The sequence below is a fragment of the Bacillus sp. JJ1533 genome (genome assembly GCF_036965045.1).
GTDB lineage: Bacteria > Bacillota > Bacilli > Bacillales > Bacillaceae_L > Ferdinandcohnia.
Map to the genome: position 1 here is coordinate 50,563 of NZ_JBALOV010000013.1, position 11,923 is coordinate 62,485.

The following is an 11,923-nucleotide window of genomic DNA, read 5'->3' on the forward strand; positions in this document are numbered from 1 at the left end:
CTGCTATAACCTCTTATCAAATCTGACAGGTAAATTCGTTTTACCTGTCAGAAAAAATGACGAATCCAGGAGGAATATGAATTGAAAGAAAAAATGAGACTTTTTTCTATCGTTTTACTTGCAACAATACTCGTCTTCTCCACTCTTCCCTATTACCAACAATCGAATTCCGTAGCTGCTGAAGATAATTGGAAAGAATTAAGTGTCGAGAACGGTGATTTTGAAGCAAAACCTACATCCGAGACAGATACACCATCATGGGTATATTGGACGGGAGGCTATAAGACCGGAATGAGTATTTCAAATAAAGTTGTAAGTACTGGAAACCAAAGTCTAGCTGTTAATAATAATGGTGTAGTGGGCTTATTCAGCCAAGAAATTGGTATTACGGAAGGTAATCAATATAAATTAACAGCCAGCCTGTATGTTGAAGAATTAACTGGAAAACCAGGTATATGGCTTCGCTGGCTAGATGAAAGTGGGACGATTATATCAAACTCTGCAAAGTATTTTGATGTTTCTGAGTTCAATAAATGGCAAACCGTAGATATTGAAGCAACTGCCCCAACCGGTGCAAAAGGAGTGAAAATATTTATCTACCAATCATCTACATCCAATATGAAAGGATATTATGATGATGTTAGATTTTTTGAAAAAGAATCGAATATTTTAGACTTCCCTATCGAATTTGGTAAACCCATTAATCACGGTCCAGCTGCGTTGGCTGCCAAATCTCAAGGAGTTGCAATTGGAGATGGTGAACTCTACTATGCTACAAACGGTTCACCAGCAACGTTTTATGCAGCTGATGCTAAGACGGGAGAAAAAATATTTTCTGCAGACCTCCCAGGAAGTGATGTCGTTTGGGCAATGGTTGTAGGTGCGGATGGGAATGTCTATTTTGCCGGCACATATAATGGAATACTATATAGATATGTTGTGAAAGAAAAACGATTAGAGCAACTCGGGAAAAATCCATCTGACAATTGGGTTTGGCAGCTAGAGGCTTCTCATGATGGAAAAATATACGGAGCAACCTATCCAAATGCAAAAGTATTCGAATATGATATTGAATCTGCTCAATTTAAAGATTTAGGAACTTTTTATGATGGTCAACAATATGCACGCGGACTTGGAATTACGGAAGATAGTTTATATGTTGGAATGGGTACAACTGCATTCTTAATGAAGATGGATCTCGCAACTGGAGAGAGAACTGAAATCAAACTACCAATTACCGGTACACCCACATCCATATCGAATATTTGGGAATATGGTAATTCTGTTTTTGTTGCATATGGAACTTCATTAGTAACGATTGACAAGACAACGGGTGAAGAAAAGAATACAATGAATTGGCAAGATGAGCATACTTTTGATGGGCTTATTTCATCCCCTTCTCCATATGATGAAAATTTTCTTTACTACATTAATAAAAATACACAGCAATTATGGACCTACAATATGACCACACATAAGACAGAAAAGGTAGAACCAACGGTACAGCTGCCTGCTACCCCTGCAAAAGCGATGCGTTGGATAAAGGATGAAAGCGGCAAAGATGTGTTGGCTATTTTACATCATCAGATCGAATATTCAATTTTTGACCCGACTACAAATACTGTAAAGGTCAGCTACCCTGAAGTGGACATGCAAGGTCTGTTAATGCAAAGCTTAGAAATTGGTGAAGATCAAAAGATTTATATGGGTGGGTATCAAGGTTCTTTTGGAGTCTTTGATACGGCGATAGATCAATACATCCTACAAAAACGGGATCCTCACCAAATTGAAGGAATTGGTTTCTTAAATGGCGATGTCTTTCTTGGCACATATGGTGGCGCTAAAATTTATAAATATGATCCAAACCGACCATTTACCTTCTCAGGTGGTAAAAGTGGCGAAAATCCAGAGTTGGTACAAGACATCGAGGAGGATCAAAGCAGACCTTTCACATTTGCATCTGGAGATGACAAGCTCTTTGTAGGAACCATTTCTGATTATGGAAGATTAGGTGGAGCACTTACCATTTATAACGCTAAAACGAATGAGTGGGAGACAATTCGGAATATCATAAAAAATCAAAGTATCATCGGATTAGCTTATCTAGACGGAACAGTATTTGGAGGCTCCACAATATCGGGTGGTCTAGGTATTGACCCGACGGAACCAAAAGCGAAAATGTTTGAATATGATGTAGCAACGGGGAAACATGAAGCATTCGACCTGGATGTAGATGGATTAGCAAAGCCAGAAATGATTGGTGAATTGTCTGTAGGTCCCGACGGAAACATCTGGGGTGTAGCATGGGGACTAGATGAGGCTGGAGCTTATAACACAGTTATCTTCGCCATGAATCCAGATAATCGAGAAATTATAAAAAGTACACAACTTTATAAAGGTGTAAACCGAGGAAGTCAATGGCGACCATTTTTCATTCGCTGGGATAACCAAGGTTTCCTTTACACAACTGCTGCTCGTACACTAACTGTTATCGATCCAAAAACAATGAAAAGTAAACAATTGGTTACTGGTAATGTCAATTTGATGGATGTAGATAAAGAAGGAAATATTTACTATTCATCTGACCATAACTTGAATCAGCTACCTGTTCCACTTGAAAATGGAACTGTAACTGTCGAAAATGAATCAATGCAACAAGGTACGGAGCAAAACATTGATTTAACAGTTACACTCGTAAATGGAAATACAATCAATTTAGCAGGAGCTCAAATAGAGTGGATTAATTCAAATCCTGATGTTGCTGCCATTAAGGATGGCAAAATTGCCGGAAAAAATGCAGGAACAACTGAGATTTATGCAACCGTCGCCTATAATGGAGAAGAAATCAGAACAAATACGCTTATCATAACTGTTGATGTTACAACCGAAACATTAACAAAGCAAATCAACGAGTTCGAAAAAGCAGAGACCATGCCTCATTCAGTCGCTCAACAACTAAGTAACCGCTTAGCACAAGCTGATGAGCATTACCAAAATGGGAAGAAAGATCAAGCACTTAAACATCTTGAAGATTTCCGGAAGCATCTTAACAATAGTAACATTGGTGGCGATATCAAAATTACATTACTCAATAATGTCACTTCTATTGAGGAAGCATTCAAAAGGTAAATATGAAAAAATGGTCCTCTGCGTGAGCAGAAGACCATTTTTTGTTAGTCACATTATAATGATTACTATTGCTTACCATGCTTGTCGGGTTTTCCTGATTTCGGTTTTCCTGGGTTCGGCTTTCCTGGTTTATGAGGTTTACCCGGTTTTTCGGGTTTTTCTGGTTTATCAGGTTTTCCTGGCTTACCCGGGTCTTCAGGTTCGGATGGTTCATCCGTCCAAACGATTGTATACGTTAGAGTTGATTTTCCATCTTTACCGGTAACTGTAATTTCTGCTTTATCAGTTAAATGAACGATTTCTACAGCTGCCACCTCTTGAGTAGCATCTGCCTCAATATTTTCAGTTTGTTCACCATTTAACGTATAAATAATAGAACCAGGTTGGAAACCTTTAAGCTCTTCCCCGTCAATTGTGATGGATCTTAAGGTTGCATCTGTTTCAGGTACAGCAATTTTATGAAGCTCACTACCTACAGCATAATAGATGCTTCCATCAACTCCAACTGTCATACTGTTCATAAAATCCTCGACAAGAACTTTATAATCTAACGTTTCAGGGTCAATTGCTATCAGTTTACGAGATAAAGTTGTATATAGCATGCCATCTGGCCCCCACACGAGCTGGTAAGGGAACCATTTGCTGCTATTATATAAACTTGGTCGAATCATCCTGCTATCCACAACCTCATAGGTTTCAGGATCCATTTTAAAAATAGTTCCTTCAATAGCACCCCATAAGTATCCATCTGGCCCGATTGATAAATCACCAATCATGCGAGGTGTAACATCAATTCCGGGAATTTCTGGTGTGAATTCTGCAATTTTCACACCTTTTTCAACATCCCATACAAAAATTTTAGCTTCAGTCGCTTTCGGGTCGATACCTAATCCACCCCATACAGAAGTACCACCAAATAATTTTCCATCATGATAAGCTAAACTAATAATACTTTGGTCCTGAACAACATTACGTTGTTGGAACCATTCACCTGTGTTCTCGTCATAGATAGCTAGTGCCCCACCTAATACGCCATAATCAGGAATTGTACCAACAAATAGCTTATTATCCCCTGACGTAATTGCAAATGGACGATCTTGCTCATCTTCAATATCATATTCAAGCTGTGGATTGCTATTTAAGTCAACAGGCTGATTTGGGTCATAACTGTACATAATAGCACCCACGTATGTGCCAAAATATACTTTGTCATTCAAGAATCCAATCCCCTCTGGTTGAGCAAAGGAAGAAATATTTACTTCAATTTCATCCGTGAAAGGATTATACACACTCATACCACGCTGATAGCCGCCCATATATAGTTTTCCATTTGGGCCCGTTTCGAGTGACTGAATTGCTACAGCTGTTGCAGCAAGGTCTAAAGCGACAAAATTCAGTTCATTTGTTTTTGGATTGAATAACATATATTCACCATATTGTGTAACAAACGCCAAAACTATCTCCCCTGTAGATAACGTAATCCAAGCCATATCCTTTACCCGAGGAGTATCTGGAAGAATTGGAAGGTCTTCGATTAAAGTTTCTACATTTGTATTCAAGTCATATTTGTATAATTGTGTTCCATTTTTATAATAAATCATGTTAGGTTGTGTTGGGTCAGGTTCGGAAATCATATTACTAAATCCGAAAGAACCTTCAACTTCCATTGTTTCTGGGTTAACAACAATCATATTAACGGTTGAAACAGCCACAAGAAGCTTCCCATTCACAACCCAAACATCCTGGATGAATCCATTCTCACCCGAATGTCCTTCTAGAATAAGCTCCTCTTTTTCACCCGTATGTCGATTGATCTTATACAGATGCTTTATTGTACCAGTTCCAACATAAATATAATCCCCATCCACAGCTAGTCCACGTGCATAATCCTGGTCTGTTACACTACCAAAATTTTTAAATTCACCTGTATTTATGTCATATTCAAATACACCTGCACCAGGATAAGTAGCACCATAAATCTTCCCATCCTCTGTTGCTTCTAAATCCCATACCCAAGCTGCAGAAGGATTAGCTCCGAGGTCTTGGACTTCTTTTAATTCTGGTACATATCGGTATAATTTACCGTCAGAAGTACTAGCGAAGTATACATTTTTATCTGGGCCAATTGTAATTGCCCATACAGCTTCTGTGTTCTCAATCACTTTGGAAAACTTGAGCTCACCAGTTTCAGCATCTAGGACGGAAAACGTACCTGGGGCACCGTTAGAATGGTAGTATACTTCATTTTCACCAAGGCTATTTTCCTGAATTGTACCTGCTTGTCCTAGTTGAACATTAACCATTTCTCCTAGATTAATAGATGCTGCATATTCACGGTCAAATTGAGAATCATCTGTAACTTTCTCAAAGGTAACATCGTCAAAATAAACCTCGGTAAAACTAATCCCACCAGAATAGAATGCGAGTCTTGCGTAAGCTGCATTATCTGGAGCAACACTAAATACTTTTAAATCAGTCCATTCATTTTTCGGAAGGTTTCCATTCAGTTCCCGATGTTGAGTGATGCTGTTGTTATTTGCATCAAAATAACGAATTTCCGTTACTACGTTATGGGTCTGACTTATAACATTTGAATAAACAGTTAGTAAATAAGATGCCCCGGCATCAACTGCTATTTTATCACTCAAAATGCTCACACCTGCTTTATCAGTTGTATCATGTAAATGGACACTTTGTGTTCCAGTACGAGCTCTATCGGTTGTTACTTGAATACCAGGACCTTCAAATTCTGATGTCCAACCAGGGATTTCTCCATCAACGACTGCAACTTCAAAGCTAGGATTAATTACTTCTGTATGGATATCGTCAACTGGAGGTTCTTCACTAGAAGTACCTACAAGCATTACGTCATCAAAATATGCTTCTGTAAGAGAGGGATGACCAGAATTAAAACGAAGCTCGACCTGTGATGCTCCTTCTGGTACATCAAAAGGAACTTGAATTTCGGTCCACTTTTCTGTTCCTAAAACAGCTGCACTAAAATTAATAAAACTAGCATTTCCGACCCTTTGTCCTTCATCATTGAAAAAATGAACTTCATATCCTATGCTATGAGATTGGCTAACAACATTCACAAATGCTTTTGCAAGATAAGATCCACCTGTTGTAACAGGAATCTTATCACTTGTTACCTGCAAGTTCCCACCTGGATTATTGTTATTCTCATCTTTAAAATATAGACTTTTCATTCCTGTACGTGCTTTCTCGCCAGTAAATTCGATACTCGTGGATGGGTTATTGGTTACACTGCTCCATCCTGGATGCTTCACTTCATCTTCAAACGATGCGTTTAATGGAATCGTTTCAGTAGCATCAGAATCCTTCACAATTTTAACATCATCAAAGTATGCATCTGTGTTTGATGGATGTCCTGAATTGAATCGAAGTTCAACTTGTATTGCACCATCTGGAACAGTGAAAGGCACCTTGATTTCAGTCCATTGATTCGATCCTAAGGCTGCTGATTGAAAATTAATGAAGGCGGCACTACCTACCTTTTGATTTTCAGCATTAAAAAAGTGAACCTCATAACCAATGCTATGTGATTGGTTTACAACATTTACAAATGCCTTTGCAGTATATGCCTCTCCAGATGTGACGGTTATCTTCTCGCTTGTCACTTGCAAATTCCCGCCTGGATTATTCGAATTCGAATCTTTAAAATGTAGGCTGTATGTACCTGTTTTCGCACGTTCATCACTAACACTGATACTCGTTAATTGATTATTCGTAACAAGGCTCCACCCGGGGATCACAACTTCTTCAAAACCTCCGTTTACTACAACGTATGGTTCTGTTTCTGCGGAAGCCTTGAGCGTTCCAGTACTAGAATAAGGAGCGATTAAACCAAATAAAAGAGTTAAACAAAATGTAAGCAATATCGACTTTTTTAAATTTCGATTACCCAACCAACAAACCTCCCTTAAGTTTGTATTATATAAAATCGTTAGTAAGCCTCCCTTCACTTGACCAGGAAACGTTTACATCTTTTTTTGAAAACCCTTCCTTATTTTGATTCTACTTAACTATTTCCCTCTTACAAATAGGACTTTTTTCCGATACTCTGTCTTAAATTGGACTTTAAGTGGGACAGGAAGAAAGTGATAGGGTAGAAAATTCAATTAGTAGCAAAAAGTTCAAATTTCTAATTGAATTATTAGTTTAAATTGCCTCTTCCTCAATTGAAAAAAGGTTTCCTGCGTGTAAGCAGAAAACCCTTTTGTTATAATGTATTAAGTAACGTCGATTAGTCCCTAATCGATTAACGTGACGCCCTTGGAGGTTGACACACATCACATTTACGTTGGTGATTATTTTTGAATTTCGTAAATGTTTTTTCAAAATTACTTCCACACGCGCATTTAAATAGCAACTTTTGAGAAAAACCATGAAATTCCGTCGAAAGCAATTTGCTATCGGAATTGTTTTCAACAAATTCAATAATTTTTCCAATTGTCCATCGTTTATTCATTCATTGTTCCTCCACATTTTTTCAGTCGCAGACTCTTATTTAAAAACGAATGGCTTTATTTACTCCTTATTAAACCAAAGTTCATCTTTGTTATCAACATCGCCGTTATAGTTAATCAGTATTTCGTCTCCTGCTTTTATGTCCGTGTATGCATAGAAGTCAAATGTATGATTTTTGAAGTTAATTTCATAAATGCAGTTCGGTTCATAGGAATGGTTAAATAACATTCCATAGCCAAGAAGGATTGCCGTATGATTAATCCCATACTCGAATGCATAATCAGCGAGTAAAGTTTTCTCAATGTACTGATGCTGGTCGTTCGGATATGAAATCACAGGTGCCTCATGGATTAGCTGACCTTTTTTAATATCAACTTTAGCAAATACCCCTCTATTAAATTCGCCATCACTTAGTGAAGATGTTTTTATCTCAATCATGTTGTTTACCTTCCAAACTTTTAGATTTGCCTTCTAACTGTAACATTAATTCACCAAAATAAAAACATAATTAGCATGGAAATCTCTTGAATATAAAAAGAGGCTGCGAAAATGCAACCCCATCCTGTTTATATATTTTGGATATATCCCACTTTATTCAATACTAAAAATTTGTTCTTTTGTCATTCCATTTGCTTCAACCTTAAGGAATATTTCTCCAGCAGTTAGAGCTTTTAAATTACCTGTTTCATAATTGAAAAGCGCCGTATATTTACCAGAGGCTTCCGCTCGTGCTAGCTCTTCTCCACTACCGATAAAGATATTTTCACTACCTTGCCATTGAACGGTTGCAGGATAGCGAAGCGGGAAGTTAAGATTGTCTTTTTGATGACCTGTTGCCTCAACTTTAACAGTTTCTCCGGCCTTTATTCTTGCTGGTGCTTGAAGGGTAATATCTAACAATAAAGGATTCACTTCTGCTTGAATCCAATCTGTACCTGAAACAGTGCTTTGTCCGTTTGCATTAGCAGGTACTGGAGTTGGATCTACACCAAACATAGTCCATTCGTAAAAACCACCTGCGTCAGCAGAACCGTATGGTGCTTTTCCAGATGGACCAACCACCATGTACGGAACACCCTCGACACGTTCAACACTAACCGTATGGGCATGTCCACCGATAAATAGAGCCCCTTTTCCTCCTGAACTCTGACGGAATTCCGTTAAGAATTGTTCAAGAAGATTAGATTCCTTGCGGTCACTAAGTTGACTATTTTTAGTTGGTAGCGGATCACGAGTTGGGTGATGGGCCATAACAACTATGTTCTTCACGCTTGGATCCGTTGCAGCTTCAGTTAAAGTTTTTTTAAGATCAAGTAGCTGTTGGAAATCACTTGTCCTTAAACTTCCAGCTGATGAATCTAATAAAATAAATCTTGTCCCTTTATGGTCAAACGTATATCGATTATTTTCATAGACTTCTAGGAAGTTATCTAATGTACCTGGTCCCATGATTTCATGGTTTCCTGGAATATAATAAATTGGTAGTTTATCTCCTACTTCCTCCTGCAAAATTTGCTCAGCGAGTTCAAAGTCCTCCTCCCAGGCTGTATCAACTAGATCCCCGTTGATGACAAGGAAATCTGGATTGGCAGCGACAATTTGTCTTAGTGATTCTCTGGCCATTTGTACTTGTGAACTATTTGGCGACTTTGCAACAAATTGGCTATCTGCAAGTACTGCAAACGTCCAACGCCCTTTATCAATCACTCCATTTTGGATAATGAGTGGGTCTGGAACTTTCGTTTGTTCAGGAACATCAATTGAGGTTGGAACTTTCGCTGTCACATCATCGAATACCAGTTGCCCGCTATATTGTTTGTTTTTGTTGGTTTCCACTGGATAGATTCTCCAGAGCTTCACAGGATATCGCACCCCTTCAGGTACTGTTGCTTCGACATACTTCCAACCATCCCAGTCCACTTTATCCGCAAGTGTTAATGTATATCTTGTATTTCCTGCATCTTCTATTACGGTACGAAGCCATGCACCATTTCCATCACCTTTTACCCAAAGGCCAATTTTCTGTAAGTCACCAGGTAACTCAATTGTTGGTGATGCTTGTAAATATGCAGCACGGGTAGCCGTTGATGTGGAAAAGTCATATGAGAGCTCGATCCCTTTTCCATTCCTTCCATTGACATGACTCATGCTAGCTCCGACCTCATTTGGATATTTTGTAAATGACCAACCATAAATATTTTCAAAATCATCGACGTTTTCCGATGCAAGTCCAATGGTAACCGGAAGATATGTAACCTTGTCGTCTACTGTTATCGTGATTAATGCTGATTCCCCATCTTTTTTAGGTACCACTGTATAGCTTCCATCGACATTTTCCATGATGGAAATAACCGTTTCATTATAGTCTAAGCTCACATCTCTAGCTTCGATTGGTGCGCTGTATCCGTCTTTGTCATAGCCGTTAACAGAAAAACTAGATTGTTTTCCTAATTCTAAACTAAGACGTGCGTCCGATGCTTCAATTCGATCTAATTTACCAAGAACGGTAATCTCCATTGAACCTTTGGAAGATTTCACTTGAGCCTGTGCAATTGCATTTCCAGATTTTTTCGCTCGAAATATTCCATCATCCTCAAAATTTCCAACATCTGCAGGAAGTGCCTTCCATTGTATTTCCCCAACTGAAACCGGAGAATAATTTTCATCGTGACCTAAACCAATGAATGTTCTTGTTAATCCTGGGAATACTCGTTTGCTCTTGTCTGAGTCAAATATCGTATCAACTTCAAAGCTCGTTAATTCTCCACTTCCAGACTTGGCAAAGATTCCTATTCCATTTGGTACAGAGCGTTCAATGCCATCTGACGGCTGGTTCACAACCTTTACATCTTCTGTACCCGTTTTTCGAGCAACCATGGTTGTGGAACCTCCACCATCAAGGTTTAAGGCATAATGCGCACCGTATTCCTTCATCAAATCTGCTAATTCTTTAAAGGTCATCCCACGACTATCTGTTTGACGTCCATCAATTGCTGCTAGAATCATGGTTTTTCGATCTTCTGAAAATCCAACAGCCGTACGAGGTGCAGATGTCGTATCGTCTAAGTTTGAAATAACCTCCCCATTTTCAACTAGTTTAATATTGCCCCCTACAGCAAAGGAAACATCAATGTCAGTCTTTGGAGCATATTCCACTGTTACTTCATCTCCAACCGCTAAATCCTTTAACAACTCTGCACCCTTTTCTCGTCCAATAAGAACAAAAGCATTTTCGGCAAGTACACCGCTCCCAGCTCCTTCAGTTACAGAGGTAACCTTGCCATCAACTACCATTACCTCATACACTGGGCTACCTGATTGAGAACGCTCAGCACTTCCCCAAACAGATGTGTATAGGCCGATACCATCCTTCGAAATTCCGTATTGATTAAGGGCATCAAGTGTAACTTCACCGTTAGGTAGTTTTACCTTTCCATCTAAGAGAATTGTTGAAATATAGCCTAGTCCATTTTTACCTACGCTAGCAGTTAATGTGTGGCTACCTTGAGGACCCTTTACAATTTTACCTTCACTTATAACAGTACCTAATGGAGCTTTCGTATTATTAATATCGAAGAAATCCCCATTTACACCGGCAATAGCACCTGCTTTTTTTGCCATTTCAGACAACGGTTTAGCTGATGATACACTACCAGGAAATAGTAAGTCTGTTGAAATACTGTTATTACTAAGGTCTATCGTCATTATCTCCCCATTTAACCAACCTCGAGCATCAAATCTTTCAAAACTAGTTAGTTCTACACTAGGGCCAATCGGTGATGTCGTTTGATTTGAAACAAGCGTCTTGCCAGCTGGACCAACAAAAATAACCGGTTCAGTTCTATCTGATGAGGTTGATCGAGCTTGCGCAACATCTGACGGTTGGTTTTCTGCATATACCGTTGGCGCAAGTGGCACGGTAATCGCAGACGCAAATAGTACATTTCTCCACCATTTTACATTCATTCATGAATCTCCCCTCTACTAAAATATAATTTTAAAATATACAGAATATTCTTGAAGTGTATTTTCATTATATCAAGAATCTATTTAAAGATTAACTACAGATTATTAAGCATTTATTGCCGTATTAATAAGTTTTTACAGGAAAAAAGTAGGAAAATTTTTTACATGCACCAGGAGATTGACCTCCAAAACAGGTCTAAGGTTTTGAATTTTAAAGAGAGGATTCTATTTAATTCACAGGAATTATTTTAAAAACAGGAAAAAAGGCCTGAATCTATTTCTAGATTTCAAGCCTTTAATAGGAAGCTCGGGACATGGAACCTTTCCCTCTGTTCCA

General features: G+C 38.6%; 5 protein-coding genes. 1 reads left to right on the plus strand and 4 read right to left on the minus strand.

Annotation, left to right across the window (positions count from 1 at the left end):
* Positions 1–81: 81 nt before the first annotated feature.
* Positions 82–3,129: an FIMAH domain-containing protein gene (locus V7138_RS06845; protein WP_335395292.1), complete on the plus strand. Its 3,048-nt coding sequence runs from the start codon at positions 82–84 to the stop codon at positions 3,127–3,129.
* A gap of 65 nt (positions 3,130–3,194) precedes the next feature.
* Here V7138_RS06845 and V7138_RS06850 read toward each other — a convergent pair whose 3' ends face one another.
* From V7138_RS06850 to V7138_RS06865, 4 genes are all read right to left on the minus strand, one after another.
* Complete coding sequence (locus V7138_RS06850; RefSeq protein WP_335395295.1) at positions 3,195–7,058, minus strand: carbohydrate binding domain-containing protein; 3,864 nt, start codon at positions 7,056–7,058, stop codon at positions 3,195–3,197.
* A gap of 353 nt (positions 7,059–7,411) precedes the next feature.
* A complete protein-coding gene (locus V7138_RS06855; RefSeq protein ID WP_335395298.1) occupies positions 7,412–7,621 on the minus strand; it encodes a hypothetical protein in 210 nt (69 codons plus the stop codon).
* A gap of 59 nt (positions 7,622–7,680) precedes the next feature.
* Positions 7,681–8,058, minus strand: coding sequence for an SET domain-containing protein (locus tag V7138_RS06860; protein ID WP_335395301.1), 378 nt, complete (start codon positions 8,056–8,058; stop codon positions 7,681–7,683).
* A gap of 153 nt (positions 8,059–8,211) precedes the next feature.
* Positions 8,212–11,586, minus strand: coding sequence for a phosphodiester glycosidase family protein (locus V7138_RS06865; RefSeq protein ID WP_335395304.1), 3,375 nt, complete (start codon positions 11,584–11,586; stop codon positions 8,212–8,214).
* Positions 11,587–11,923 lie beyond the last annotated feature (337 nt).

Coding starts and splice junctions, on each gene's coding strand:
- V7138_RS06855 (WP_335395298.1), bottom strand. CDS start 7,621: ATGAATAAACGATGGACAATTGGAAAAATTATTGAATTTGTTGAAAAC.
- V7138_RS06860 (WP_335395301.1), bottom strand. CDS start 8,058: ATGATTGAGATAAAAACATCTTCACTAAGTGATGGCGAATTTAATAGA.
- V7138_RS06865 (WP_335395304.1), bottom strand. CDS start 11,586: ATGAATGTAAAATGGTGGAGAAATGTACTATTTGCGTCTGCGATTACC.